The 26,274-nt window shown below is 43.6% G+C and carries 24 protein-coding genes; 10 read left to right on the top strand and 14 right to left on the bottom strand.

The window, feature by feature from the left end; all coding sequences use genetic code 11:
* Nucleotides 1-459: 459 nt before the first annotated feature.
* Entirely contained in the window at nt 460-1,434 is a 975-nt protein-coding gene (locus tag ACQEXU_RS13735; RefSeq protein WP_427011245.1) for a DUF6929 family protein, read from the bottom strand.
* 299 nt (nt 1,435-1,733) lie between these two features.
* Here ACQEXU_RS13735 and ACQEXU_RS13730 point away from each other — a divergent pair, with 299 nt between their 5' ends.
* From ACQEXU_RS13730 to ACQEXU_RS13685, 10 genes are all read left to right on the top strand, one after another.
* Entirely contained in the window at nt 1,734-2,450 is a 717-nt protein-coding gene (locus ACQEXU_RS13730) for a FadR/GntR family transcriptional regulator (RefSeq protein WP_367989058.1), read from the top strand.
* Between the two features lie 103 nt (nt 2,451-2,553).
* On the top strand, nt 2,554-3,444 hold the full coding sequence (locus ACQEXU_RS13725; protein WP_427011244.1) for a 2-dehydro-3-deoxygalactonokinase: 891 nt from the start codon (nt 2,554-2,556) through the stop codon (nt 3,442-3,444).
* Complete coding sequence (locus ACQEXU_RS13720; RefSeq protein WP_427011243.1) at nt 3,437-4,078, top strand: 2-dehydro-3-deoxy-6-phosphogalactonate aldolase; 642 nt, start codon at nt 3,437-3,439, stop codon at nt 4,076-4,078. The genes ACQEXU_RS13725 and ACQEXU_RS13720 overlap by 8 nt, the downstream gene beginning before the upstream one ends.
* 23 nt (nt 4,079-4,101) lie before the next feature.
* Nucleotides 4,102-5,085: a TRAP transporter substrate-binding protein gene (locus ACQEXU_RS13715; protein WP_427011242.1), complete on the top strand. Its 984-nt coding sequence runs from the start codon at nt 4,102-4,104 to the stop codon at nt 5,083-5,085.
* 55 nt (nt 5,086-5,140) lie between these two features.
* On the top strand, nt 5,141-5,686 hold the full coding sequence (locus tag ACQEXU_RS13710; protein WP_367989062.1) for a TRAP transporter small permease: 546 nt from the start codon (nt 5,141-5,143) through the stop codon (nt 5,684-5,686).
* Nucleotides 5,686-6,966, top strand: a complete 1,281-nt coding sequence (locus ACQEXU_RS13705; RefSeq protein WP_427011241.1) for a TRAP transporter large permease — start codon at nt 5,686-5,688, stop codon at nt 6,964-6,966. The genes ACQEXU_RS13710 and ACQEXU_RS13705 overlap by 1 nt, the downstream gene beginning before the upstream one ends.
* A gap of 21 nt (nt 6,967-6,987) precedes the next feature.
* Nucleotides 6,988-8,145 carry a galactonate dehydratase gene (gene dgoD, locus ACQEXU_RS13700; protein ID WP_367989064.1) on the top strand — a complete coding sequence of 386 codons (1,158 nt, stop codon included), beginning with the start codon at nt 6,988-6,990 and terminating at the stop codon, nt 8,143-8,145.
* Nucleotides 8,146-8,147: 2 nt separating this feature from the next.
* On the top strand, nt 8,148-9,845 hold the full coding sequence (locus tag ACQEXU_RS13695) for a dihydroxy-acid dehydratase (protein WP_427011240.1): 1,698 nt from the start codon (nt 8,148-8,150) through the stop codon (nt 9,843-9,845).
* The gene (locus ACQEXU_RS13690; protein WP_427011239.1) at nt 9,842-10,753 is read left to right on the top strand and encodes a dihydrodipicolinate synthase family protein; all 912 of its coding nucleotides are present in this window, start codon (nt 9,842-9,844) and stop codon (nt 10,751-10,753) included. Before ACQEXU_RS13695 ends, ACQEXU_RS13690 begins: the two co-directional genes overlap by 4 nt.
* Nucleotides 10,754-10,872: 119 nt before the next feature.
* Nucleotides 10,873-11,451: a DUF1294 domain-containing protein gene (locus tag ACQEXU_RS13685; protein WP_427011238.1), complete on the top strand. Its 579-nt coding sequence runs from the start codon at nt 10,873-10,875 to the stop codon at nt 11,449-11,451.
* A 37-nt stretch (nt 11,452-11,488) separates the two neighbouring features.
* Here ACQEXU_RS13685 and ACQEXU_RS13680 read toward each other — a convergent pair whose 3' ends face one another.
* From ACQEXU_RS13680 to ACQEXU_RS13620, 13 genes are all read right to left on the bottom strand, one after another.
* Nucleotides 11,489-12,130 carry a sugar transferase gene (locus tag ACQEXU_RS13680; RefSeq protein ID WP_427011237.1) on the bottom strand — a complete coding sequence of 214 codons (642 nt, stop codon included), beginning with the start codon at nt 12,128-12,130 and terminating at the stop codon, nt 11,489-11,491.
* Between the two features lie 10 nt (nt 12,131-12,140).
* Nucleotides 12,141-13,328, bottom strand: a complete 1,188-nt coding sequence (locus ACQEXU_RS13675) for a glycosyltransferase family 2 protein (protein WP_427011236.1) — start codon at nt 13,326-13,328, stop codon at nt 12,141-12,143.
* A complete protein-coding gene (locus tag ACQEXU_RS13670) occupies nt 13,325-14,431 on the bottom strand; it encodes a glycosyltransferase (protein ID WP_427011235.1) in 1,107 nt (368 codons plus the stop codon). Before ACQEXU_RS13670 ends, ACQEXU_RS13675 begins: the two co-directional genes overlap by 4 nt.
* 214 nt (nt 14,432-14,645) lie before the next feature.
* A complete protein-coding gene (locus tag ACQEXU_RS13665; RefSeq protein WP_427011234.1) occupies nt 14,646-15,653 on the bottom strand; it encodes a FecCD family ABC transporter permease in 1,008 nt (335 codons plus the stop codon).
* A 3-nt stretch (nt 15,654-15,656) separates the two neighbouring features.
* Nucleotides 15,657-16,628 carry an ABC transporter substrate-binding protein gene (locus ACQEXU_RS13660; RefSeq protein WP_427011233.1) on the bottom strand — a complete coding sequence of 324 codons (972 nt, stop codon included), beginning with the start codon at nt 16,626-16,628 and terminating at the stop codon, nt 15,657-15,659.
* Nucleotides 16,628-17,443 carry an ABC transporter ATP-binding protein gene (locus ACQEXU_RS13655; protein ID WP_427011232.1) on the bottom strand — a complete coding sequence of 272 codons (816 nt, stop codon included), beginning with the start codon at nt 17,441-17,443 and terminating at the stop codon, nt 16,628-16,630. The genes ACQEXU_RS13660 and ACQEXU_RS13655 overlap by 1 nt, the downstream gene beginning before the upstream one ends.
* A 178-nt stretch (nt 17,444-17,621) precedes the next feature.
* Nucleotides 17,622-19,040, bottom strand: a complete 1,419-nt coding sequence (locus ACQEXU_RS13650) for a GumC family protein (RefSeq protein WP_427011231.1) — start codon at nt 19,038-19,040, stop codon at nt 17,622-17,624.
* Nucleotides 19,037-20,152: a glycosyltransferase gene (locus ACQEXU_RS13645; protein ID WP_427011230.1), complete on the bottom strand. Its 1,116-nt coding sequence runs from the start codon at nt 20,150-20,152 to the stop codon at nt 19,037-19,039. The genes ACQEXU_RS13650 and ACQEXU_RS13645 overlap by 4 nt, the downstream gene beginning before the upstream one ends.
* 3 nt (nt 20,153-20,155) lie before the next feature.
* On the bottom strand, nt 20,156-20,899 hold the full coding sequence (locus tag ACQEXU_RS13640) for an acyltransferase (protein ID WP_427011229.1): 744 nt from the start codon (nt 20,897-20,899) through the stop codon (nt 20,156-20,158).
* Nucleotides 20,900-20,972: 73 nt separating this feature from the next.
* A complete protein-coding gene (locus tag ACQEXU_RS13635; RefSeq protein WP_427011228.1) occupies nt 20,973-22,376 on the bottom strand; it encodes an O-antigen ligase family protein in 1,404 nt (467 codons plus the stop codon).
* Between the two features lie 4 nt (nt 22,377-22,380).
* On the bottom strand, nt 22,381-23,814 hold the full coding sequence (locus tag ACQEXU_RS13630) for a lipopolysaccharide biosynthesis protein (protein WP_427011227.1): 1,434 nt from the start codon (nt 23,812-23,814) through the stop codon (nt 22,381-22,383).
* Nucleotides 23,811-25,022 (bottom strand): glycosyltransferase family 4 protein, encoded by a 1,212-nt coding sequence (locus ACQEXU_RS13625; RefSeq protein ID WP_427011226.1) that lies wholly within the window; start codon nt 25,020-25,022, stop codon nt 23,811-23,813. Before ACQEXU_RS13625 ends, ACQEXU_RS13630 begins: the two co-directional genes overlap by 4 nt.
* A 14-nt stretch (nt 25,023-25,036) precedes the next feature.
* Complete coding sequence (locus tag ACQEXU_RS13620; protein ID WP_427011225.1) at nt 25,037-26,266, bottom strand: glycosyltransferase family 4 protein; 1,230 nt, start codon at nt 26,264-26,266, stop codon at nt 25,037-25,039.
* Nucleotides 26,267-26,274 lie beyond the last annotated feature (8 nt).

The raw sequence follows: 26,274 nt of genomic DNA, 5'->3' as shown, positions 1-26,274 counted from the left end.
TACTGATGATATATTTATTATTACTGAAGTGAATAATGAACATTATTGATATGAATCAGTATTGAAAATTGACACGATTAAAAACTTTAATTAAGTCGATCTACCGCACATTTTTATTTAGATTTAATATGAAACACAGTTAAATGCATTTGTATGAATTATTTATTTGATTAGGAATAAAATGATTTCTAAAGAATATTTACTCTATTTAAATATTATGTGAGGAATGAAAGAATAACCAAGCATCCTTAACTTGTTGTTTTTATTGATAAAACTCTCTTGCGTGTAGGCGGCTTAAATTTCGCTGTATATAGGGGGTGATTTAGTTATGTCAGGTCGATTAATAGAAGAACGCTGAATAACTTATAACGATATGTAATTAGGTTTATGTGTGATTAATTTCATTTCTGAAATTTAAAAAATAAGCCCACAATAATTGTGGACTTATTGGTGTGTAGATTATTTTTTAAAGCTAAATGAGAAGAACTCACTCGTTCCGTCATCATTATCGCTTGCTAATACACCTTTTACTGAATGTGAGTCTTGTTTCTGAATAGCGATGGACTCAACTTTGGTGATAACACGTTTGTTATCTTTCAGAAGCGGGATTAAATTATCAGTCAAATCAAGTGTTTTACTTGCATCTAGATCACTGAGTTTTACTTTACCCACAAAGCTGCCAAGAATTTCACCATCGTTATAAGCATCACCTGTTGCTTCGATAGAAGCGGTTAGCAGCAGACTGTCTGCTTCATCCCAATATTCAGCACCGGATAAACCTGCTTCAAAGCCTTTTACGACAGGGAGCGTAACATGGTAAGCCTTGATGCCTTTCAGCTGGTCTGTTTGGCCTGCTAGATAAGCTTGAAAACCTTCCAATGGAATGTCGAAAATTACATTTGAGCCACCGTTGCCGCGGTTAATGACAAAGGCAGAATCTTCAGAGGTTGCTAAACCTTCGATGTTGATCTCTTGATCGGCGTTATATCCAGCCGCCGTACGTAAGTTTTTATAAAGTGCTTTTAAAGAGCGTTCGGTTCTAACCAGACCATCGTGGCTGATCACAAAAGCCCATTCACGTACATCCTCTTTGCTGCCTGAACCCAACATAACGAATGAATCGCGGCCGTTAACTTCAATGTTATCTAACGCTTCGAAATCTGGTTTCACCTTTTTCACAATACGACCATTGTCACGGACAGGGTAGTGCTTGATCATCTGCTTTTGCTCAATCTTGAAGTCATTATCAAGTTGGTATAGCCAAGGAGAATCATCACCAACTGCAAAAATCTGATTGTCAGTGACAACAACACCAGAAGCAGAAGGCAAACCTTTGTTTAGAGTCGGTTGAGAAAAATCCAGCGTCGCTGCGTGGACAGCTGTTGAACAAGAAAGCACGGCTCCAACACAAAGTGCTAATACATTACGGTTCATTTAAATTTCCTTATATGTAATTAAATGCATTCGGAAATTAGCATGGCAGACGGTAACGGCAATAGAGATGTTTTACTAAATTTGAGCTTGATCGAAGAATAATACTAACCGTTTTCATGAAAGTTTTATCTATGTTTACAAGAGGTTACTAGCATGAAAAATCAAATGAGATGGTTTATAGGTATTTTTGTTTAGTACTGATTTATCAGTCAGTAGTGGAATTTGTAAATTTGATCACAAAAAGTGGTTATTTTTTGCTCTAACATGTAATACAAGATGTAAGGAGATGAATACAACAAATGACAAGCTCAAAATCAACGTTGGCTGTTAATAAAATTGTTTACGACATATTAAAAGAGAATACGCCCGCAGGGATGAACCTTAAAGGAGAGAATGAACTGGCGCAAAGTCTTGGTGTATCAAGAACTTCGATACGAAGTGCATTACAAACCATCGCCAGTAAAGGCCTTATTACAATAATGCCAAAAGTGGGTAGCGTGGCTAATACTCCAGATAAGTGGAATTGGCTTGATCATGATGTACTAAGGTGGGTGTCTGAATATCGCGCTGCAGCGACATATATCCCATATTTGCTTGAAGTTCGTTTGATGGTTGAACCAAATGCTGCGGCATTAGCTGCGCTAAAGGCAACGGGCGAAAATCTGGCTGCACTCGAAAGAAGTTACAACCGAATGGCGACAGGGTTAGATGATAACGACCGAGAAAGAATTAATTCAGGGGATATTGATTTTCATAAGCAGCTGTTGTTTGCCACTCAAAACCCATTTCTCATATCGTTAGGGGATGCGCTCACAACAGCTATGAAAGTGTCGTTTGCTGAAACGTTGGAACAAAACGTCACGTTAAGCAAACCCGCCTTGCAGCAGCATTATCGTGTTATGGATGCAGTTAGGATGCGTAACCCTGAGCTAGCAAGAGAAACAATGCGCGATATTGTTCTAGGAGCAATAGAGAAAACGGTTAAAAGCCAATCGGGTACAGAATTCATTAAATAATCACATGCAGGTATACCCATGATGTTGAGGTCACCTGCTATTTACACGAATTACTTGTATTACAAGTCTCTTATTTATGTAATACATCTGAAAGAGGTTAACAATGAACTGGATCGCCGTGGATTGGGGCACAACAAACTTCAGGGCATTTCTAATGACGTCGGAAGGGGACTGTCTTGACAGAATTAGCGCTGAAAAAGGGTTGCTTTCGATCACTCCAGAAGAATATCCCGATGTGTTTGAGCAGTTAACTCGCCATTGGACTGAAGAATATGGCCCGCTACCTGTACTGATGGCTGGCATGGTCGGCTCGCAACAAGGTTGGCGTGAGGTGCCTTATGTGTCTGTGCCTGTTGATGCGAAAAGCTTAGCGAAAGATATCGAACTGGTGGACCTAAAAAACGGCGGGACCGCAGGGATTGTATGCGGGGTGACATGTGTGAATAAATTTGGCATCGCTGATGTGATGCGAGGTGAAGAAGTACAACTTGTTGGCCTGCAAGACAAACTGAAAAGTGATTTTTTTGCTGTACTTTATGGAACCCATAGTAAGCATGCTCATTGTGTTAATGGAAGGCTAAGCCGCTTTTCAACCGTAATGACCGGAGAGTTGTACTCATTGTTAGTTGAACACAGCATTTTGGGTAGAGCGTTACCGAAACAGCTTTTCGACAAAGAAGCATTTGTAACTGGTGTCACTACTGGGTATCAGCATCCGCTTAATCATATTCTATTTAGTGCGCGAACCTCGCGGCTGTTTCGCACAATTGATGAAACCCATGTGGAGAGCTATCTATCCGGTTTATTGATTGGCCACGAGTTTTCTCAAACAGAATCAGGTGAGAAAGCTTATCTCATCGGGTCAAAGCGACTCGCAACTCACTATTCTCTTGCACTGACGCATTTGGATCTCGAGCACGAAATTATCGATGGTGACGAATGCTTTTTAGCAGGAATGACACATATTTTTCTACACGGTGGCGTTAATGAATAACAACAAACTGGAACAATGTAGTTGGTTTAATGAGCTTCCTCTTATCGCCATCTTGAGGGGGATTGAACCTGAAGAAGTGATCGCAGTAACGGAAGAGTTATTGGATGTTGGCTTTCGTTATATCGAAATTCCACTGAACTCACCGCAAGCACTTAAAAGCATAAGTCTCGTCGTTGACAAGTTTGGCGACCAAGCTGTGGTTGGTGCGGGGACGGTTACCAGCATTGAAAAACTGCTTCCTGTCATTGAAACAGGGGCGAAATTAATTGTTACGCCGAATATGAATCCTGATGTGATCAGAAAAGCGAGAGAACACGACTGCGTGATCTTTTCAGGAATTCAAACACCTACAGAAGCATTTACAGCGCTAGAGTGTGGCGCCTCAGCGCTCAAACTTTTCCCGGCAGAACTGATTCAGCCGAACGGCTTAAAGGCCATTCGGTCTGTATTACCTCCTGAGGTAATTTGTTGTCCTACAGGTGGTATTGATGCAAATCCAGAGCAAATGCGTGCTTATGTTCAAGCGGGCGCAAATGGTTTTGGCTTAGGCTCTGGTTTATATAAGAAGGGGTTAAACCTCTCACAAATTAGAAAGCGCGCACACGCGTACCGTGACAGTTGGATGTCTATATAATGTGAAACAAAAAAGGTAAACCTATGAAATTACATAAGATTGCTGCACTAATGAGCGTTCCTTTAATGGCTATGTCTATGCAAGTTCAAGCCAAAAATATGCGCATTGGTATCGGTGTTCCAGAGTCCCATTTTGAATACGCTGCGATGCAGAAATTTGAAAAACATCTGGAAGATAACACTGATATTGACGTGACTATTTACCCAAGTAACCAGCTGGGAAATGACCAAGAAGCGCTTGAGCAGATCAAGTTCAATGCGGTGCAGATGAATCTCCCTTCTCCTGCTGTACTTGGCAATATCGTAAAGGAATTCAACATTTTAACCTTACCGTTCATTTTCCCTACTGAAGATATTGCAAATCAAGTTGTCGATGGTGCTTGGGGTCAAGAGTTGTCTTCTAAATTGGCGAAAGCTGGGTATGTGGGTTTAGGTTATGGCAACTTTGGTTTTCGTCATGTAACCAATAACTCTCGCCCCATTGAAAAGTTAGCAGATTTTGATGGTTTAAAACTTCGCACTATGCAGAACAAGGCGCACCTTGATGCGTTCCGTGCGTTAGGTGCAAACCCGACACCAATGGCATTCTCAGAGCTGTTTTCATCATTGCAACAAGGCGTGGTGGACGGACAGGAAAACCCTTATACCAACATTTATTCACAACGCTTGTACGAGGTACAGAAATACGTTTCAGACACTGGACACGTTTACTCATGGGTTGTCTTTGTTGTTGGTAAAAAGTTTTATGACGGGCTAACTGCAAAAGAACAAAAGACAATGCAAGAAGCTGCGCGAATGGCGATAGAACACATGCGTGTGTCGGTCAAAGCACAAGATGAGAAATCGCTGCAAAGTATGATTGAGGCGGGCTTAACTTACACACCACTGGCTCCAGAAGTGAAAGCAGAAATGCTACAAAAAGTCGCGCCTGTCGTTCAAAAGTATGCCGACAAAATTGATCCTGAACTCTATAAAAAGCTGACAGAAGAAGTCGCTAAACTCAACTAAATACGGGATTGTTGGGCCGTGCAATGCGGCCCTGTTTTATAAATGTGGTGTCTATATGGATGAGAACAACAAATCATTCTGGGACAATTTTGAGGAGTACATTAGTACCGTCCTTTTTATTGCCTTGATTGTTCTATGCTTTTTACAGATTTTATTTCGATTCGTTTTTAATTTTTCGCTGTCATGGACCGAAGAGCTCTCGCGTTATGTCTTTATTGCGCTGGTGTATTTTGCGGCGAGCCTCGCCATCATAAGAGGTGCCCATGTACGTGTGGAAGTGATTGATGGTTTCGTGAAGGGAACACGAAAAAAAATTCTCGATTCGTGTATCGACTTATCGTTCGCTGCTTTTATGGTGTGGATTGGTTATTACGGCTTAGAGATCTCCGTTGATGCGCTAGCTATTGAGCAAACAACGCCAGCACTTGAATGGCAAGCTGGCTGGGTTTACGCCATCGTGCCCGTTACCTTTTACCTCATGGCCTTGCGGTTACTCCAGCGCGTCTATCGTCGAGCAACTGGCAAATTAGAACATGAATATGCGTTAAATGAAGCGGAAGAAGCGTTAAATAAAATGAAGCAAGATAAGGAGAACCGCTAATGGATATTTTCCTGATCTCTATGTTGGTATTTTGCTTGCTGCTGTTTATCGGCATGCCAATTGCCATCAGTATCGGTATGTGTACGGCGTTTGCACTGCTTTTGGCTGACATTCCAATGTCGTTTATTGCGCAAACAGCCTTCACATCGCTCGACTCATTTACTTACTTGGCGATTCCAATGTTCATCATGGCAGGGTTTGTGATGGAGCGGGGCGGACTTTCCGGTCGCATTGTTAACTTTGCAGCCAGCCTTATCGGCCGAACTTCTGGCGGCTTGGGTATTGTGACTGTTGTTGCTTGTATGTTTTTTGCCGCAATATCAGGTTCGTCACCTGCGACCGTTGCTGCCATTGGCTCCATGATGGTGCCGTCAATGATAGAAAAAGGCTACAACCGCCATTTTGCTGGGGCGTTAACGGCCTCTGCTGGGTCATTAGGTATTTTGATCCCGCCATCAATTCCAATGATCATTTACGCGGTCACAGCAGAAATTTCAATTGGTGATATGTTCTTAGCAGGCTTTATTCCCGGGGGCATGATTGGTTTAGGATTGATTGTCGCGGTTTACGTTATCGCTAAACGCCGAGGGTATCGAGGGCAAGATGAAGCATTTTCACTCGCAAAAGTTAAAGAGACCTTTTTAGAAGCCAAGTGGGCGCTACTAACGCCAGTCATCATCTTAGGAGGGATTTACTCCGGAGTGTTTACGGCCACGGAAGCCGCTTGTATCACCGTTATCTACACTTTGATTGTAAGCTTCTTTATTCATAAAGAGATGACTATTGCTGACTTAATACCTACGGTATCTAGAGCGGCTCTAACGACGGGGTGCGTTATCATTATCTTGGGGTTTGCGACGGCATTTGCTCGGTATTTAACAATAAGTATGATACCGCAAATGATTGGAGAGGCGATTCTTCAATTGACTGACAACCCAACCATCATCTTGTTGATCTTTGTTGCGCTGATCATGTTTACCGGTTTGTTTATCGAAACAGCAGCTCAAATCTTAATTTATACACCACTGTTTTTGCCAATTTTGGTCCAGCTTGGGATCAGTCCTTTCCATTTCGGCATTATCTTAATTGTCGGAACTGAGTTAGCGCTAATTACACCACCTGTCGGGGTAAATTTGTTTGTTGCAAAAGGGATTACCGGCTCTTCCATGGTCCAATTAACACGCGCTGTCGTTCCTTTCTTGATCAGCATGTTGTTGGTGCAAATTGCGCTCGTCTTTATGCCTGGTGTCATCACCTTCTTGCCTGAGTTATTTAAATAGAATTGTGTAAGGTTTCGATTTATGAAAATTATTGGTTACGAAAAGTTCATTGTGGCACCTCGCTGGGGATTTCTAAAAATAATGACTGATGAAGGTATTGTTGGGTGGGGTGAACCTTGTCTCGAAGGGCGTACCCACACCGTTCATACCTGTGTTGATGAGCTTATGGAGTATCTGATTGGCAAAGATCCAAGGGATATCGAACTGCACTGGAACTATTTACACCGGTCTACCTTTTACCGAGGTGGCGCAGTAATGATGAGTGCATTGTCTGGAATTGATCAGGCGCTGTGGGACATTAAAGGCAAAGAGTTAGGCGTTCCTGTTTATCAGCTTCTTGGTGGTAAATGTCGCGACAAAATACAAACTTACTCGTGGATTGGTGGAGATAGGCCAGATGATGTTGTTCGAATGGCAAAAGAGCGAAAAGCACTTGGCTTTAATGCCATCAAAATGAATGGTACTGAAGAGCTCAACTATATCGACAATCATAGCAAAGTAGATGCTTTGCTGGAGCGGGTACAGAGTCTTAGAGACGCAATGGGTAAAGACTTTGGGATTGGTATCGACTTTCATGGTCGGGTACATAAAGCCATGGCGAAAATCATGCTTAAAGAACTTGAGCCGATGCGACCAATGTTTGTTGAAGAACCCGTACTTTCAGAGCATTTCGATTGCATACATGAAATAGCCCAATACGGAGCGATCCCGATTGCAACAGGGGAACGTTTGCATTCTCGTTGGGATTTTAAAGAGCTGTTGAACAAAGGTGGTGTCGATATCATTCAACCGGATATTTGCCATTGTGGTGGGATCACAGAGCTAAAGAAAATTGCTGCCATGGCTGAAGCGTATGATGTTGCATTAGCGCCACATTGTCCGCTTGGCGCAATTGCCCTTGCATCGTCTGTTCATATCGATACGAACTGTCAAAACGCCATTATTCAGGAGCAGAGCATCGGCATGCACTATAACAAGGGCAATGATGTGCTTGATTATGTAGAAAATAAGGAAGTTTTTGCATTTGAAGAAGGGTATTGCCTGAATATTGAAGGGCCGGGACTCGGTATCGATATCGATGAAGAATTTATGCGAGAACAACATATCAAAGCGTTAGAGCAGCCAAAGTGGAGAAACCCACATTGGACGCATCCTGACGGCTCATTTGCGGAGTGGTAATTATGGCAGATTGCGGCTCGTGTGGTTCGTGCGGGGGATGTGCGACACACCATAATAAAATCCTGAAAACAGACGACGGAGCGCTTAAGCGTGCGTTATATAAGTCGATGGGGCACAGTGATGAGGCGTTGAGAAAGCCTATTATCGCGGTGGTGAATAGCTACACCAATGCAACGGCAGGTCATGCCAATCTTGATGTGGTTGGTGCTGAAGTTATTCGAGGTATCGAAGAGGCGGGTGGCACCGCGATGACGTTTGGCACCATCGCACCATGCGATGGTATTGCTGAAGGGCATCTTGGTATGCGTTATATCTTGGCTGGTAGAGAAATTATCGCAGCCTCTATAGAGATTATGGTTCGAGCGCATAACTTTGATGCCATGGTATTGCTTGGGTCTTGCGACAAAATTGTACCGGGTATGTTAATGGCGGCAGCAAGGTTAGATATCCCTGCAATTTTAGCTAATGGTGGACCAATGTATCCAGCAGAATACAAAGGCAAACATTGGGATGGCAATATTGTCACTGAAGCTATTGGTTGGAAAAAACAAGGGCAGATTGATGAAGATGAATTTCGCAAGATAGAAGATTTAGCCGAACCGACAATTGGCTCATGCACAATGTACGGTACTGCAAACACCATGTGTTGCTTATCAGAATCTTTAGGAATGACCCTGCCACAAACATCGACAATTCCGGCGATTCACCCCGAACGCTTAGAGGTTGGGTATCGAAGCGGCCAACGCATTGTTGAAATGGTTCATGAAGGGCTGAATGCGCGTCAGATCATCAATCAAAAATCGATTCATAATGCTATTTGTACGTTGCTTGCAACTGGTGGGTCTACGAATGCCATTATTCATCTGCAAGCGATTCATTATGAAGCAGGATTAGGTGAACTCGACTTAACGGTTTTTGATGAGATGAGTCGAAAAGTACCACTTGTTGCAGCGATCTATCCCGCTTCTGAGTATGATATGGTGGATTTTTATGAAGCAGGAGGCATTACGGCGGTAGAAAAAGAGTTGCTGCCCTTATTACATGGTGATGCGCTGACCGTTTCAGGATTAAAAGCAGACTGTTTGGAGCAAGTGCCGCATTCCACGAACCGAAATTTGATTAAGTCGCTTAAAGAGCCTTTTATGCATCAAGCAGGTGTTGGGGTGTTACGTGGTAACTTGTCTTTATTAGGTTCTGTTGCTAAACCAGCCGCGGTCCCTGAAAGCATGCATCAATTTACTGGTAAGGCAGTAGTATTTGATTCAGAGCAAACAGCAATCGACGCCATCATTGCCAATGAGATTAAAGCTGGCTCGGTAGTGGTGATCCGATATGAAGGAACTACGGGTGGTCCTGGACTGCCAGAAATGTATAAACCGATGAAGCTTCTTGAGGGAATGGGGTTATCGGAGAGTTGTGCGCTGATCACTGACGGGCGTTTTTCTGGGTCGAATCGTGGCTTGTTTGTTGGGCATATTTCTCCAGAAGCTTATGAAGGCGGCTTAATTGCACTGGTTGAAAATGGGGATTTGATTTCATTGGATCTAGACAAGAGAGAGATCAACCTATTGGTTGATGACGATGTGATCGAATTAAGGCGATCGCAATGGACGCCGCTCCATAAAACGGTGCCGTCCGGCTTCTTACAACTTTATCGTCAACGCGTGTCTTCCGCTGCAAAAGGAGCAATGTTGAAATGATCCAAGCAAATGAGATATTCGGTATCAACCCCATAGTAGCAATGCCATTCGATAATGAAGGTAGGGTTGATCTCACAAGCTTCAAGCAATTAGTTACACATTTGCTTACGACGGGCTGTCACGGCATGACCTTATTTGGTATCGCTAGTGAATTCTATAAATTAAGCGATGCGGAAAAACATCAATTAGCTCAAGTGTTTTGTAACCTGACAGCAGATACCTCGGTATACAGTTGTATTTCTGTGACCCAACATTCGACCACGTTAGCAGTACAGCAAGCTCGGCAATACCAAGAAATGGGCGCTGATTCTTTGATGCTATTGCCTCCATTTTTCCTCAATCCTAGCAATGAGCAAGTGATCCACCATATCCAGTCAGTATTGCAAGCTGTCGATATTCCCGTGTTGGTTCAATATGCACCCAACGAAACCGGAGTGCCAATTACTGCTGAACAAATGACTTTGATTACGGAAGGAAATGATAACGCCGTATTCAAAATTGAGTGTAACCCACCAGTGGATTACACGCGCGCTTTACTCTCATTTAAACCAGATGCCGTTGTGATGAACGGGTATGCAGGTTTGTACATGTTGGAGATGCTTAACAATGGCGGCAAGGGGGTAATGCCTGGGTGCTCATTTGTGGAAGTGTATTTGGCAATTTATGAGCATTGGGTTGTGGGAGATTTTGTTCGTGCTAAAGAGTTACACGACCAACTTATGCCTTATATTTCAAAATGGATGAGCCATTGTGAGTACATTATCGCTGTTGAAAAAATGATATTGAGGCGAAGAGGGATAATTTTGAGTGATCACTGTCGTCATCCAGATTTTGCGCTAAGCAATGAAGATAGAGATGACATAGAACGATTCCTCATTCAGTTTGATAGCTATTTAACTAAAAGATAAGTCACATCGATATCCAAGTCAGCAGACGGTAAATTCTCAAATTCGTGCAGTATTTGTTGATGACAAGTTGTTATCATGTGCGCACGTTGGCTTAAGCTAAAAATTTGCCGGGATAAATGATGTACAAAGGTAAGATCACAGAGTGGAATGACGAACGAGGCTTTGGCTTTATTACTGCGTCAGACAGTAACCTCAAAGCATTCGTACACGCATCAGCGTTCAAGAACACACACTGCAGACCACAACGAAACGATAAAGTTAGGTTTGATATAGAGCAAGATGAAGAAGGCAGAGTAAACGCGGTTAATGCATCAATGGTGGGCTTGGCGGGCATGCCATCTAAGCTGATTTTTGCTGCGATATTTTTACTGTGTGTTACGGCAACTGTTTTGCTCGACAAGAACAACATGTGGTTAGCTGGTGCATACTGGTTGATGAGTATTGTGACTTACATTTTGTTTGCGTTGGATAAGAAGGCCGCTAAGAAAGGCGAATGGCGCACGACAGAAAAGCGTTTGTTAGTGTCATCATTTTTATGTGGTTGGCCGGGTGCTTTGTTTGCGCAGCATATCACGCGGCACAAAACCCAGAAACAACCATTTAAAGCCTTACTGTGGATTGGCATCATTCTCAATGTCACAATTTATGCCTTGCTATTTACGCCATTTGGTCAATGGCTTGCAGCGAATTATCTGTGATAATAACGGCGACCATTATGGTCGCCGTTGTTTTAAGTTAACGACCTCGACCATCTACCATAACAATCAGTGTTTTAGTGATTATCGCCAGATCCATCATGATCCAGCTTTTCAATGAACTTAGTGACAATGCGTAGCTGTGGTCAAATCCCACCTTTCTTCGCACATCATCTATGCACGTATCATAACCTTGATTTACTTGAGCAAGCCCTGTGATTCCGGGCATTACGCCATAGGTTCTGTCTGCAAAATAGGGGATGGCCGTCTCTAATTTATGGTAAAAACCAGGGCGCTCTGGACGTGGACCAATTAACGACATTTCTCCTTTTACGACGTTAATCAGCTGGGGAATCTCATCCAAACGTGTTTTACGCAAGAAACGGCCAACTGGGGTGATGCGAGGATCATTCTCTGTTGCCCAAACGGCACCAGACCGAGACTCAGCATCCTGATACATGGTTCGGAACTTGATGATTTCAAAAAACATCATTTTTTCTGGAGTGGATTTCCCAACACGAAGCTGTTTATAAAATACAGGGCCTGTTGAACTCGCTTTAATCGCAAAGGCGATGAACGGCAGCAATGGAGATAGGACCAATAAACCACAAATTGCACCGAATAAGTCAAATAACCTTTTGGCAAGCCAGATTGATATTTGGGTTGATTTGTTTGCACTCATCGTAAGCTCCTTAACGATTGACTCGTGACCATTTACCGGATTCAAATCCCATCAGATATCTCAATCCACCAATAAGATTGGCGTAATGACCTGCGATTAGATAGGCAACTAATTGGCATGCTTTATAATTGAAAACATGGGGGAATAAAAAACTGACTAACGCGGTAGCATAGATAATGATTTGCAGCATTAATGCAGCCATAAAGAGTGGTTGCTCCATTAAGGCTACCGAACAGAACAAGCAAGCCAGCATTAAATAAGGGGTCATAAGCCTTAACCCTTTACCTGAGAAAAACGCGAATGCAACCCCTCGGTATCTAGGCAAAAATAACTTAGCTAGGTGTATTGCTTGTTGCATGTTGCCAGCAGAGATGCGTAAACGACGTTTAAAATCATTATCTTGACTCGTGGTTTCCAGTTCTACTGCTGCCATTCGTGCGTCATATTCAGCGCGGTAACCTTGTTTTACGATTTCCATCGGTAAGACAAAGTCATCGTTAATAGTATTTTCTGCCAATGGCGTGAAAAGATGAGAACGAAGTAAATAGAATGCGCCATGTGCGCCTAATGTTGAGCCGAGAGCAGCCTCATTTTGTTTGACTTGGCTTTGATAGTGCCAGTATTTTGCTTCAGTTGTTGTTTGGTCGCCAATAAAGCAATAATGGCCGTTTACCACACCCACTTTTTCATCATGGAAATGTTGTTCAGCGATCAAAAGGGCATCAATTGAGACCAGCGCAGAAACATCACTCAGCGCGGTTATATCACTAGAAATTGTTAGCATTTGCGCATTAATGACCGCCACTTTCCCTCGGTTATGCTCAAACTCACGAACTTCGAAATGAGTATCGCAGCAAATGGCTTCCTGAATCGTGTTTCTCGCGATTTCAGCCGTCTTATCACTGCATCCATCACACGCGATAATGATATCCAGTTTATTACGGGGATAATCAAGGGATGCAAGGTTACGGATTTTATCTGCAATCCAGCGCTCTTCATTGTATGCTGGTACTAGAATCGTGATGGAAGGGCGCGTGCGGTCAACCTTTCCACTGCGATAACCACGGCAGACATCATTGAATGTTTTATTCGGATGTCTGGACGAATACCAGCGTAGCAAAATGGGATAACCCACATGGTGGTAAATGATAAGAGAACCACTCACTAAGCAGATAATAATCAATAGAATTTCCATCATGCGGCATCCTCCGCAGCAATGGCTTCGTAAGCTTTGACCATTTGACGTATTTCATTGTTGTTTAGTACAAAATCGCGCGGTGACACGGTGTGAATTCTTCCAATTGCCTCTTCCAAGATCGCGGCCATTAGAGAAGGGCTTCTAGGTGGGATCAAAACACCAGTATGGGGGCACAAGGTTTCTGAACTGGCACCGACATCGGTGACTGCTGTAGGAATCCCACATGCTTGTGCTTCTAAAGGCGCAAGTGGAAAGCCTTCGGAACGTGAAGGGAGGCAAAAGAGATCAAGAGAGTGGTAGAAACTGGGCATATCAGAAACAAGCCCCAAAAACCGAACTCGGTTGCTAATACCAAGTCGTTCGGCTAAATGCATCAGGTTATGGTGTTCATCGCCTACTCCTGCGATAACAAGCATGATAGGTTGTGGCATGCTAACAAGGGCTCTGATCATGAGATCATGTCCTTTAACTTTTTCTAACCGCCCGGCGCAGCCAATAATTGGCCGAGAAAGCGGAAGGTTGTATCGTGTGCGTGCTTCTTCGCGTAGACCTGGAATAAATTTTTTGCAGTCAATGCCATTTTTAATCGTGGTGAGTTTAGGGTATTGAAATTGTTCATTGAGAAGATTAAAGACTTGATACGCATCGGCGACTAATGTCGGTTTCGCTAGCGCCAATACCCATTTTTGCAGCCGAACATGTTTGGGGTTATTTAAGTGCCAGCCATCGTGCTCTGTGTGTATTCTGGTTTTTATGCTGGCAAATTTAGCCGCGATACCGCCATAGACCAGTGGGCCAATATGGTGAGTGTGCACCACTTGAGGACGCAATTCTTTGAACATATTTTTTAATTGGAAAAGCGTTGAAAGCTGAACACCCGGTTTCTTATTTAAGAAAATGAGCTGGTCCCGATATTGTTCTAATTTCGGCCAGTGCCTAATTGCTTCATTTTTTGTTCCTTCCAAACTGATGATCAGTGTATGTTCCGGGTGTGAAGAAAAATTGAGTAAGTCCAGTGCAAGGCTTTCAAGCCCTCCTGGCGCCATACGTTGAACAACGTGGATCGTAGTAGGATGTGGAGCAGAAGATGTCTCAATACGCATAATTTCATCCCTTTAATCAGTTGACGATAGCTGAGTGATGCTTTGGACTTACTGCATGGGATGTGCCAATTTAAAATATCAATAAAAACAAATGGATAAAAATAAGTTTTGGGTGAATCGTAATTTGAGAACGGATTTGAAAGACAAACTGAGAAATGGGTAAGCTAGCAAGAGAAGGAACGCCCGTTCAAAGGCGTTTCAATGAGTGAAATTTTTAGTGCATTGGTTTTTTCCAAACAAGATACAAGACGAATACACCGCCCAATGCAGCGGTCACAATCCCAACAGGCAATTCTTGTGGTGCGAGAATAGTGCGGCTTGTAATGTCGCCAACTAACAGTATGACACCTCCCCATAATGCAACCAGTGGTAGTGCACGTTTATGTGTCATACCCGAAAAAGGTCTCACCAAATGGGGAACCATTAAGCCAATGAACCCAATCACACCAGTCAGTGCCACAATGCAAGCTGTGCAAAATGCGCAGCATACAAAAACCTCACTTCTTAAACGATGAACATTAATACCGAGTGATTGGGTAGTTTGTTCACTAACTAAGAGGGTATCCAACTCTCTGTAGCGTCTTAGGCTAAGTATGATGATGCTTAGCAGTCCTATCGCAGCAAAGATCAGGTTCTCCCAACGGGCCAAGCCTAAGCCTCCCATAGTCCAAAACAAAATAGAACTCGCTGCCCGTTGATCGCCAGAATAGATTAAGAAACTAGTGATCGCACCGAATAGAAAGGATATTGCTAGTCCACACAGGACGAGGTTGTTGTTCCCGCGTCTTTTTTGAAGCGTAAACAAGGTGAGTACAGAACATGCCGATAAAATACCGCCACAAAACGCCGCTACTGGTAGCGACCAAACACCCAGAGCATCTCCCAAATAAGTAATAACTAAAACGGCACCAACAGAAGCGCCTGACGATAAACCAAATAGAAATGGATCGGCGAGATCATTACGTGTCGTGGTTTGCAGTAATGCACCTACGGTTGCAAGCCCGGCTCCGGCAATGATGGCGAGCAGTGCTCTAGGGAGGCGTAGTTCAAGCAGTATGCGACTGGTCATGCTGGCATCTTCTTGGTTAAAGGAGCGTAAACCAGCAAAGACCTCATTTATTGAGATTGAAACTGCGCCACATTTTAAACTGAATGCAAATGCAAAAAGTAGGGCGCTTATCCCAAGCAACCATGCAAATTGGTATTTCGATAGCTTACTCAAGCGTTATTCTGCCTTTGCACTTGTAGGGAAAAACGCTTTAGAAAGCGTTTCTATTGCATCGATATTGGCAGGCCCGGGCGTAAGCTGTTCATAACGTAGTTTTACGTAACGCTCTGATTTAACTGCCGTGGTGTGCTTCATCAACGGGTGTTGTTCCAAAAAGGTCTTAAGTGAATCAGCGCCATGTGCCGTTTGATAATCCAATAAAATAATCACATCTGGGTTCTGCTTTGCCACATGTTCCCATGATGTTCGACCCCAGCTTGTTTCCATATCACCAGTCACATTGATGCCACCTGCTTGACGGATCATGGCATTAGGCATGGCATACTTGCCGGCGGTGAAGGGTTTATCTTCGCCGGAATCAAATAAGAATACCTTTGGGGCCGGGCTATTCGATTGGTTGTGTTGCGCTTTAATCGCCTGAATACGCGCTTGCCATTCCTGTACTAGCGCATCAGCTCTGTCTTGCTTATCAAAGATCATCCCCAGCTTCTGAATGTCATCGTAAAGCAAAGCCATGCTCGCCCCATTTTTTAACTTATTAGTATGAATGCAGCTTTCGGAAAGTATCAAAGTATCAATGCCATAAGGCTTTAAGCTTTGTGGTGTGACTTCGCCACCGACTTTCATTCCGTAATTCCAACCAGCAAAGAAGAAATCGGGTTTCGCAGCGATAAGGGTTTCGAGAGATGGGTATTTGGGCGAGAGTTCCGGAATGTCACCCAACGTTTTCTTAAATGAAGGGGACATCTTATACCATCCAGAGATCCCACTAACTCCAATCATGTCTTGTTGAAGCTCTAGTGCAAATGCCATCTCCGTCATATTGATGTCTTGAAAGACAGCCCGTGAAGGACGTTTTTCAATGACCAACGGTGTACCGCAATTGTCGATAGTAATGGGATAAGTCGTACTGGCAGCATTTGCAGCTGAAAAGGGGATGATAAGGGAGAGCAATACAGTGTTTTTCATTATGAGACTCCTATAGGTGAAAGATTCAGGTGAGAGGGGGCGGCTTCAAAATGATGTACCGCTCTGGGTATTTGCGGATGATTAAGTGTGATGACTCGCAGCCCAAACGTCGGCGTGATGAATTGGTCATTCATCACTTGATGTGGTGGAGCAAAGGTGACCATTGATTGATTGGCCATCAATAGTACTTTGTCTGCAAATGAGGTCACTAAAGGCAAGTCATGCAAAACAACGATCGAAGAAACACCTTTACGCTTGATGAGTGCAAGCAATTCAAACCGCGCTAACGGATCCAGATGGTTGGTTGGCTCGTCAAGAAGCAGTAATTTAGGTTCCTGTGCAAACGCTCTCGCAATGTTTGCGCGTTGCAGTTCTCCACCAGATAACACACCTACGCATTGGTGACTTTTATGTGATAAACCGACATCGTCAATCGCTTGTTTTACTGCTCGGTCATGTTCTTTAGGGCCACAGCAAAAAGTATGAGGGACACGGCCTAATGAAACGTATTCAAATACCGTCAAACGAGGATCAACATGTTCCTGCTGCGCAACCAGAGCGATCATTTTGGCCTTTTGGCTTTGCGTCAGATCATCGGTTGGAATGCCATTAAGTTGGAGCTGACCTTGTACTGCGTGATATTCGCCAAGAATGGTTTTGAGTAAGCTTGATTTACCACTGCCGTTAGGGCCAATGACGGCAATGCATTCACCATGAGCCACAGTAAACGTTGTATTATTAATCGCTCTCCATTTTAAGGGGCTATCAGCGCATAGTTGGTGAGCCGATAAGATTGGGGGCAATGAAGTATCCATTTTATGTTGAATTGCAATTGATATGTTATAACATAACATATCAATCTTATGTTTGTGTCAATAGTGTTCTAGTTGCGTAACCTGCTCTATGTTGAATTGTCGGAATCTGTAATAACAAACCGTCGTAAAAGATGAGTAGTGACTCGGTTAGCAAAGGCAACCTTGTTTTATTGAATGTTTAAACCTTGGGTATCACTGTAATTACAGGAACGCCCGTTATTTCTTCAAGCTGATCTCGACGACGGACAGAGGTATCGAACAATTCAGCTAAAGTGGCTAAACCAATTCCGAGTGCAATGCCGCCAACAAATCCAGCTAACACAAAAATGATGGCAGGCAGATTAGATGGAACACTGGGAGTGTAGGGGAGATCAATGATTTTAACCCGTTTGTTCTGCTCAAAAATACCAAGTGAGCCAGTCAATTGAGCCATTTCATAACGTTCAATTAATTCATCAAAGAGTTGGCGTTTGATCTGAACTTCGCGCTCTAACCGAAAGAGTTGCTTTGCATTATCACCGAAGCTTTTAGTTTGCGTTTCTAATTGCTCGATCATGCCACGCAAGCTCTTGGTTTCTTCACTTAAGGATTCATATTGGCCACGAACGGTTTGCAAACTATGCAGCTGAGTTACCAGTAGTGGTTGGATCTCGCTGATGTTGCCAAGGTTGCTGCTGGCAATATCCCATAATTGGTCTGTATTCATATTGGGCTGGGTTTGGCTCACTAAAAGGGCTCTTTCATCTTCAAGCCGAGTTAATTCTCTCTTTTTGGCTTGAACAGAACTATGTTGGTCTGTGTACTTAGCCTGTAGTAACGTCAGTTGGCTACGTATTTCAATGATTTGATCTTCAATACGACCGATCACAGGGTTTGTTCTGGATAACTGTTGGTCTAATGAACCTAAACTTTTTTTAACCCCAGCTAGCTCTGCTTCTTTCTCGGCAAGACTTTGCTTTAATACAGCGAGTCGAGTTAGTGTTTGTCCTTGCATTTCAGGAGTAACTGAAGCGTATTGGTTTTGGTATTCCGCCAATGCTGATTCGGCCAAATCCAATTCGTTTCTTCTTTTATCGATATGAAAGGAGAGGAAATCCCGCGAATCTTGAATTGATGAACGCTCAGGTGCTAGTAGCTGCTCAATAAAATGATTGCTAACAGATTCCAACAGTTCTTTCATTCCCTCAGGGTGGCGTGCTGAAAGTTGAATTTTGAGAAAGTCTTTGCCCAATTGGCTGATGGTTAGATTTGACGAAATGTGACTGATAACACGTTCAATTTCAGCTGGGGTCATGGTGTCGTTGATCAGTCCGCGCTCTTTAGCCACAGATTTCAACACATGGCGACTTTTAAGTAGTGTACTTAAGGCATTTAACCGTTCTTTGAGCATGGTCGATACAGCTAAGTCTTCCAGAAACGGGTTCATTTTGGCCGTTTCTTGAATCAACATACTGGTGTGTGCGTGGTAGGTTGTCGGTACCAATTTACTGATCACAAAACCCATAACCGGGAGAATCAACACCGGTAACACAATGAGATAGCGACGTCGCCACGCGCCACACAACAAAATTACAATTCTGAATTTAAGTTCGTTCATAAAAGCTCCAACAACCAATTCACAAAATGACTTCGAGACTCCCAGCTTGCATTAGAAACGATATTTTCCGGTAATTTGGGTTGAAGCTGGGCCGTAGTGAGCGTGGCACATAGGTCATTACTGTCAGAGATTAGATTTACATACTGTTTGTAGGGCTGTAGAGCAGGAAAATCCGTTGTGATGATAGGGGTTCTCGCTGCGAGATATTCCATCAACTTTAATGGACTGCAAGCACGAATCTGTGGGTTATCTTTAAACGGCAAAAGGCTAACATCCCAATGTTGGCTATAACAAGGCAGCTCGTGGTGAGGTTTAGGACCAAGGTAGAAAACATTTTCACGCTTAGGAAGCTTGTTTTGGTTGAGTTCGCATGGACCGATAAAGACAAAATCCCAATCAGGGCGTCGAGTGCATACTTGCTCCAACATGTCGTAATCCAGCCATTCCGATAAACTGCCATAAAAGCCTGCGACTGGTTTTCCTCGGTTGGGAAGATCACTGGCACGTGATGCAGGGCGACTAAAGAGGTCTAAGTCGACACCATGAGGTAAATGATGGGTCTTGCAAGCTGGAAACTTACGACAGATTTTTTCACTGGCACCAAGGATCAAATCTGCTTGCGACGTTAATAGGTGCTCGTGTTGTGCTACTACATGGTGATCCACACCAGCGAGAGAGGAGAAATCATCACCACAATAATAAACAACTGCAGATTCATCGAGATGCCCACACAAGTCAGCTGCTGTGGGGAGTGATATCCATAATAACGGAGCGTCTAATTGATATCGCTCCACCAAAGGTTTTAACTGACTAAGCATTAAGTTTTTCGCTAACTGGCGTGAAAACGTTGAAGCGGGCGCAGGGATGGTTTTTAAATTAACCACATGGATATCGCTCTTTTCAGCTACAGTACTGAGTTGATAGCCACCTTTTCCAAGGCCGCATAGTTTACTCATGGCGCGGGCAGCATCTTTCCAACATAGACGAGGCTGTCTTAATCCTATTGAGTTTACCCACAATACTTTTCGCTCTTTTGCTAAGTACTTAACGATATGTTGAGTACTCGATGGCAGTCCGCCAAAATCTTCTCCAAAAACAATTAAATCACGCATGGCTTAGCCCTCCATATGACGTATGTCGTAAGTGTTGCTATTGAGTTCTTTTAATACACGGGCGGGATTACCAGCCGCGATCACCATAGGAGGTAAGCTTTTAGTGACAACGCTGCCTGCTGCTACCACTGTGCCATGACCGATGGTGACACCTTGACGAACGGTCACATTGGTACCCAGCCAGACATCACGCTCTAAAATGATGTCTCCGATATGTCCATCGTCATCTCCAATACCTTCAGCACGAAGTTTGGGGTCTAGAGAATGGCCTGAATAGCCAAATAAGAAAGCACGACCTCCGATACGAACGTTGTCGCATAAGATGACTTTGCCTGCCACTGCAATTGTGGTTTGCCAACCGATCCCGACATTGTCACCAATAATCAGTTCAGGTTGCGTGGCGGCAGTACGGCCACTAAAAGTGGTATGGCCTGAAATACGACACTGGCTCCCCATATGAATCGAAAGAGGGCCGGAAATAAAAGGTAGGCCGCCATACAAATAGAGAGAATGTCCACAGGTGTTGAGTCTGCCTTTAAACGCGGGTGTGTAGATAAGAACTCTAGTCAATCCACCGATTAAATTGTTAATCGTCTTAACTACGGCATACGCAAACTGGTTATAGAACTTTGGCGTTGGGATATCGCACGCTCTGATGCGTTTTAACATCAAAAAGAGCCTGCGATAGCTTGGGTTTGGATTATCTTTGAGCCAGATTTTTACGTGATTTAGTTTTGTTGCCAACATACGATCACCTGAAAATTTCTTATTGGTGAACAATGGGTTTCACATATTATGCCAAGAGATAAATGATTTAAAATCAACTAGTTACTGGTTTGTTTTCTTTTTGATTTCGATGATTCTCATTCTGAGATTCAATTTGAACGATGCGTGCGACGGCGACAGTCAGTGCAGCGAGGATATAAATTGGCCAAGTAAAGCCTTGGGTTAAGAAAGTGCCTGAAACAATGGTGCCAATTAATCCGGCATAAACGGCGTAAGCGGTTGCTGCAACAAAAGGAGAAAGCTCAAGTGATGAATTTTGCAATGTTGAAATCGTATTGCGAGAGGTTTTGATTAATGAAATGATCATCGCAACGAATACAAATAGCCCCAAGAATCCGGTTTCAGCCAATACACCGAACCAAGTGCTGTGTACCGCATGGTTTAACCCATCCCAATGGGTACTGTAATAGAAATAGTTGGAATAGAAGTTATTTAACCCAACCCCAGTTAATGGGTTGTCTAATGCCATTCGATAGGCGGCTCCCCACGCATAAAGACGTCCCATCGCGGATTGATCGATACCGTCTTCAGCAGCCCCACCGGAAGCTCGATCAGATACGCCAGCCATGGCAAATAATGCTAAGCCTGCGATCACACCTAATGAGATTAAGAGGGCTTTTGATTTAATCCGTGTCATGGTGAAAATGCCGAAGACAGAGAGGCAACCGAGCAACCCACCTCGACTTTGTGTTGCGATCACCGCAGCAACCAACATCAATGAAGCAATAACACCAAGTAATCGAATGAAAAAGCCCAAATCTTTTGAAAAAGCAAGGCTGAGCGAAAACGCCAGTGGAAACATTAGCACCAGCGACAAGTCATTGGGATCACCAAGAATGGAACCGAGCTGCCTGCCGATGGTGACGCGTGAACCTTCTACCAACCCAATGCCATTCGCAGAATTAAACAAGGCAACGCCTGCAATTAAGACTCCTGTCAATACAATCGATACTGACGCTTTACTTAAGTTTTTTTCACTATTAACCAGCCAAACAATGGCAAGCGTCATCAACATGATCTTCCAATATGTGTTTTTAAAAGACTGAATTGCAAGGGCGGGGTTGGATGACAAAACCACACCAATCATCACCAATAACCAGAAAGCGGCAAGCCAACTGAGAGAGTGGTGCCAATAGATTTGGAGTTTCCGGCTAATAAGAGCGTGCCACATTAATGCAGAGAGAGCGCCTAAAGAGAGTAGCAAAGGTATTTTTAGAGGAAAGAGTACAGGAATAGCTTCGTGAATTCGGAAAAATGAGAAAAGGACAAACAGCGTAACAAGCCAGAAGGTTTGGCTCAGTACGAATAATATGCCAAGTGGTGCCATACACAGCACAACAGAAACGGCTGGATGAGGAACAAAGTACCACACAGCAGAAATGAGCAAGCAAGTTGCGATAGCGAAGTAGATTGCAGGGGCTCTATCTTGGCTATTCATAGTGTTAGCCAAATAGACGCTTAACCGCGCTAAAAGCGTATTGGTTTAATGAAATGGTTGGCGTCAGCCTTAACCAATAGGCGGTTAATCCGATGATAGTGGGTGCGATTACAACGCCAATCAATGAATGTATGGGGCTTACAATCAAGTGTATTGCCCAAACCGCAGCGAATGTAGTGATAAGTAAACTTAACGTGTGAATGTAATCATAAGGTAGCGTGATAAGTTGCTGAGACACATGCCAGCTCAAATACAATCTAACCAGTTGTGCTATGCCTACACCGAACAATACTCCCCAGATATGGAATGAGTGAAGCAGATAGATTAGAACCAATCCTATCGCCATGCTGATGATATTGATGACCAATAATAATCGCGTTTTGCGTGAGTATAAGATGCCAATATTGGTCAGTTCTGCCAGCTCTTTACATAATGCGATTGTGATGGTGGCTGCCACTAACTCAGCTGCGCCCACGTAAATCTCAGGTAACACCATTAGGATGAACAGCTTACTGATCCAAGCCACGCTGACTGCCAAAATGCAGAGGTAAACGAAACCATATTGATTGATGCGTGTGGTTTCGGCTAATCCAACATTGTCTAGGTAGTGGAAACGCTTTGGCATCCACCACATTCCAAATGGTTGCATTAGAATGCACATCGCTAATGAGAATTTGGCTGCAATGGCATAGAGCCCCAAGGTTTCGATGTCTGATGAAAGTGCAATAAACCAACGTTCGGCACCATTAAGACTAAAGGCAACGATGCCAGACAGCATAATGGGCGTCGAATAAGCGAGATATTTTTTCCATTGGATGTTGCTCGGCCAGATCAACGTAAAGCCATTGATCTTATGTAGGATCACAAAACGAACCAGAGCACTGAATACGCCAGTGGCAAAGATAAGAGTGACATCAGCAAACCAGAACAACACAGGTATAACCAATGCAATTTGCAATACCACAGTTGATACACTGATCTGAAAAAACAGTGTCGCTTTGTCTTTTAATCTGAGCCAACCAAGGCTGATTGCTAATGCACTTTCAATGGCAACGACCGTCAGTAAAAGAATAAGCTGGGTAGGTGATAAAAAAGGAATGTATTGATATGTGCTGACGGCCATCAACGTCAGTATTGTCACGAATATCAGCGAAACAATGAGGCTGACACTGTAAATCTCACTGACGATGGAAAACTGCTTGTTGTGTTCTTTTTCTGCCCCTGCAAAACGATACAGGTTTTCATGCATTGCCATTCCAACCAGTAAGCATGCAAAAACACTGGTGCTGGCCAACAGTTCTAACTCACCTAGTTGAGCGGGTGTCAGATAATTCGCCATTAATGGCAGCATAAGCAGTGAAATGCCTTTTGTAATGAACAAGCTTACGGCATACACCGACATATTCGTTAACGGCTGAAAGCGTTTGGGCAGTTTCATGCATCACCTTTATTGTGAGAACTTGCCATCAATGTGACGGTCTCTTTAGTGACGAGAGAATCGATAGTGTGTGCGATTTGTGAGTAGCACTGCGCTGAGCGATATTTTTGAGAAAACTCAATAGCATTTTTGCGTAACGTTAATCGTAAGTTTGCATCACATGCGGCAAGTAAAATTGCGTCACACAGTGCGTGCATATCGCCAGCTTTGTATTTAATACAATTCTTGTTATGTGTCAGAACTTGGTCCCAATAAGCACCGTCATCAGGGATTATTACAGCATGGCCAGCGGCAAGCGCTTCAAGGATAGATAACCCAAAAGGTTCATTGGTGCTGGTGGAGACAAAAATACTGCTTTGGGCTCGGATCTTGTCGAGATCGTTAGGCTGCTCGTACCAATTGACGCCTTTAAGATTAATCGGGGCAGTACTAACGGGTAAGGAAATGTCTTTTGGACGAATAAAGCAAACATTCGCTTCCAGATATTTTAACTTGCGCGTTTGTTTTACCGCATCAAGGAAGGTATCAAGACCTTTCCATTTGAGTAGTGAAGCGCACCAAAATAAGACTGGCTCTTCAGTGACCGAAGGTGAAGGCCAGCGTTGATCAGAGATGCCGTTGTCAAAAGAGCTTGTGGTTGTACGGTCAAAAAATTGCTGGATCTGACTTTGTACTGCGTTGGTAGAAGTCTCATGATGGCGATAATACCGTTGCAGTGCATTTTCCATGGTTGCACGCGCTGATTTAAGATAGAAAACCTGATCAGCAACCAAAAGGCTATGCCCGATAGATCGTGACGCTCCAACAGGACCATGAATGAACTGAATAACCTTTAAATTGAACACTCGCTTTAGCAAGTAAAGTGGCATGTCGACACCTGGACCAGAAGCGCCAATGGCAAAATCAGTTTTTTGAATTAAGCCCAGTTGAATCAGCAGAGTTAAGGCTTGAAAACCCTGCTTTAACCAATAACCAAGTCCATGCTGTTTCTTTTTAAGGGACTTTATTTCGGGTAAACGTACTACCTTAAGAGAGTGTGTTACCGCAAGAGAACTGTTTTGCCAAAAGGTTGGATCACTGGTAATGACAGTGAACTGACAGCGTTTGCTATCGCAAAGTGCCAGTGCATCTGAAGTGGCAATTTTCGACCCGCCAGTAAAACTGATGGGGTCATAGATTAAGCCGTGTATAGTCTTCGAATTAATCATACATCACCTCCCATTTAGATTGACTCTTTTGACAACGCTGAATTCGGTAGCGAGGAGTGAATTTGTCGTGCCAAATAGGTTTTGAGAGGTCTTAGGCTTCGCCACACAGATAAACTACGCGCACCATGTCCTGCGAGTAACTTGCAGTAAACGCTTTCAATGTTGCGAGCGTTCATCTCAATGGTGTAATGGTTCTGAATATGCGCTTTTGCTCTTACCCCCATAGCTCGAGCAGCACTGCGGTTTTTTACCACGGCACGCATGGCTTCAACCATAGGTTTGATGCCAGTATTTTTGTATAGAATACCCGTGCGCATGTGTTCGATAATCTCTGGGATTCCACCTTGGTTGGGGGCGATAATAGGTAAGCCAGCTAGAGCGGCTTCCGTTACTACCAATCCAAATGCTTCTTCCCGCGCACCACTAATGAAACAGTCGCAGTTTTTAAGCCAACCCAACACATGCTCTTGTTCACCAACAAAATGAACGTGTTGACCAAGGTGTAACGCTTCGGCTTGCTGCTCCAGCTTTTTCCTCAGCGGGCCATCACCGATAATTAATAGATGTGCATGAGGGTATTCTAACGTGACGTGACGAAGTGCGGAGAGTAGGCGATCAATCCCTTTTCTATGGATTAGTGAACCGACAGTAGCAAATAAGTAGCTGTTATTGCAGATATCCAATGTCCGTTTGGCCGGGACGGAATCTTGATGTGCTAAACGCTGGATATCCAAGCCATTTCGAATCACAGATAATCGTTCTAATGGATAACCATCTTCAATTAAATGGTCAGTGACGGCGTCACTTACTGCAATAATATGAGGAGATGAGTGTATTCCTAGTGTGATTCGATCTCTGGTTGGATAATCGGAATGTAACTGGGTCACAAGGGGTATGGACATACTTTTTGCTGCTCTACACATCCATTGACAAGGCGCTGCACTGTTAACATGAACAAGATCGATGTCAGCGCGTTCAATGTAATCTTTCGCGTTACGGATTAATGAACGCCATCCCGAAAAATCGTAACGAGGCGCTTTCCAACCAAAGAGAATGGGGAACTGCGATAACTCACTGTGAACACCTAGTTTTTTGATTTCAGCATGTAATGCAGGACTGTTAGTCCAAACGTAAGGTTGATACTGACGTTTATCCAAAGTGGATACGAGATCGATGAGGCAACGCTCACTACCGCGAATCCAGTCGTCACCATAATGTACAAATAAGATGTGTTTTACGTTCATTAGAGCAT

Origin of the sequence: Vibrio sp. TRT 21S02, from assembly GCF_050113675.1 — a bacterium.
GTDB lineage: Bacteria > Pseudomonadota > Gammaproteobacteria > Enterobacterales > Vibrionaceae > Vibrio.
This window is presented reverse-complemented; position numbering and strand designations above follow the sequence as displayed.

Coding starts and splice junctions, on each gene's coding strand:
- ACQEXU_RS13735 (WP_427011245.1), bottom strand. CDS start 1,434: ATGAACCGTAATGTATTAGCACTTTGTGTTGGAGCCGTGCTTTCTTGT.
- ACQEXU_RS13730 (WP_367989058.1), top strand. CDS start 1,734: ATGACAAGCTCAAAATCAACGTTGGCTGTTAATAAAATTGTTTACGAC.
- ACQEXU_RS13725 (WP_427011244.1), top strand. CDS start 2,554: ATGAACTGGATCGCCGTGGATTGGGGCACAACAAACTTCAGGGCATTT.
- ACQEXU_RS13720 (WP_427011243.1), top strand. CDS start 3,437: ATGAATAACAACAAACTGGAACAATGTAGTTGGTTTAATGAGCTTCCT.
- ACQEXU_RS13715 (WP_427011242.1), top strand. CDS start 4,102: ATGAAATTACATAAGATTGCTGCACTAATGAGCGTTCCTTTAATGGCT.
- ACQEXU_RS13710 (WP_367989062.1), top strand. CDS start 5,141: ATGGATGAGAACAACAAATCATTCTGGGACAATTTTGAGGAGTACATT.
- ACQEXU_RS13705 (WP_427011241.1), top strand. CDS start 5,686: ATGGATATTTTCCTGATCTCTATGTTGGTATTTTGCTTGCTGCTGTTT.
- dgoD (WP_367989064.1), top strand. CDS start 6,988: ATGAAAATTATTGGTTACGAAAAGTTCATTGTGGCACCTCGCTGGGGA.
- ACQEXU_RS13695 (WP_427011240.1), top strand. CDS start 8,148: ATGGCAGATTGCGGCTCGTGTGGTTCGTGCGGGGGATGTGCGACACAC.
- ACQEXU_RS13690 (WP_427011239.1), top strand. CDS start 9,842: ATGATCCAAGCAAATGAGATATTCGGTATCAACCCCATAGTAGCAATG.
- ACQEXU_RS13685 (WP_427011238.1), top strand. CDS start 10,873: ATGTACAAAGGTAAGATCACAGAGTGGAATGACGAACGAGGCTTTGGC.
- ACQEXU_RS13680 (WP_427011237.1), bottom strand. CDS start 12,130: ATGAGTGCAAACAAATCAACCCAAATATCAATCTGGCTTGCCAAAAGG.
- ACQEXU_RS13675 (WP_427011236.1), bottom strand. CDS start 13,328: ATGATGGAAATTCTATTGATTATTATCTGCTTAGTGAGTGGTTCTCTT.
- ACQEXU_RS13670 (WP_427011235.1), bottom strand. CDS start 14,431: ATGCGTATTGAGACATCTTCTGCTCCACATCCTACTACGATCCACGTT.
- ACQEXU_RS13660 (WP_427011233.1), bottom strand. CDS start 16,628: ATGAAAAACACTGTATTGCTCTCCCTTATCATCCCCTTTTCAGCTGCA.
- ACQEXU_RS13655 (WP_427011232.1), bottom strand. CDS start 17,443: ATGGATACTTCATTGCCCCCAATCTTATCGGCTCACCAACTATGCGCT.
- ACQEXU_RS13650 (WP_427011231.1), bottom strand. CDS start 19,040: ATGAACGAACTTAAATTCAGAATTGTAATTTTGTTGTGTGGCGCGTGG.
- ACQEXU_RS13645 (WP_427011230.1), bottom strand. CDS start 20,152: ATGCGTGATTTAATTGTTTTTGGAGAAGATTTTGGCGGACTGCCATCG.
- ACQEXU_RS13640 (WP_427011229.1), bottom strand. CDS start 20,899: ATGTTGGCAACAAAACTAAATCACGTAAAAATCTGGCTCAAAGATAAT.
- ACQEXU_RS13635 (WP_427011228.1), bottom strand. CDS start 22,376: ATGAATAGCCAAGATAGAGCCCCTGCAATCTACTTCGCTATCGCAACT.
- ACQEXU_RS13630 (WP_427011227.1), bottom strand. CDS start 23,814: ATGAAACTGCCCAAACGCTTTCAGCCGTTAACGAATATGTCGGTGTAT.
- ACQEXU_RS13625 (WP_427011226.1), bottom strand. CDS start 25,022: ATGATTAATTCGAAGACTATACACGGCTTAATCTATGACCCCATCAGT.
- ACQEXU_RS13620 (WP_427011225.1), bottom strand. CDS start 26,266: ATGAACGTAAAACACATCTTATTTGTACATTATGGTGACGACTGGATT.